Annotated in this window: 1 protein-coding gene; it reads left to right on the top strand. The window is 58.5% G+C overall.

What is annotated here, in order from left to right; genetic code table 11:
• The coding region (locus EN906_RS36835; protein ID WP_127375900.1) for a DUF1236 domain-containing protein at positions 1 to 434 on the top strand (434 nt) is incomplete at its 5' end.
• Positions 435 to 467 lie beyond the last annotated feature (33 nt).

Below are 467 nucleotides of genomic sequence, written 5' to 3'. Positions count from 1 at the left end.
GCACCACCACCGACCAGCAGGCTCAGGACAAGGCCAAGATGCAAACCGACGAGCAGGCTCAAGGCAAGGCCGGCACCACCACCGACCAGCAGGCTCAGGACAAGACCAAGACGCAAACCGACGAGCAGGTCCAGGGCAAGGCCTCGACGCAGGATACGACGTCGACCGGTTCCATCAACAACGTGACGGTGGAGCAGAAAACCGAAGTCACCCAGATCATCCGGGAGACGAAAGTGGAGCCTGTGTCCAACGTCGATTTTGACATCACCGTCGGCGTCGAAGTTCCGCGGCAAAAGGTCAGGCTGCATCGTTTGCCGGCTCGTATCGTCAAGATCGTTCCCGCTTACGAAAGCTACGAGTATTTCGTGCTTGCGGACGGCCGGATCGTGATCGTTGATCCGGATACGTTCAAGATCGTCCTGATTTTGACCTGATATGTCCGAGCAGTGGTCCGCCCTCCAGAGGGC

Source organism: Mesorhizobium sp. M7A.F.Ca.CA.004.06.1.1 (genome assembly GCF_003999135.1).
Taxonomy (GTDB): Bacteria; Pseudomonadota; Alphaproteobacteria; order Rhizobiales; family Rhizobiaceae; genus Mesorhizobium.
This window is presented reverse-complemented; position numbering and strand designations above follow the sequence as displayed.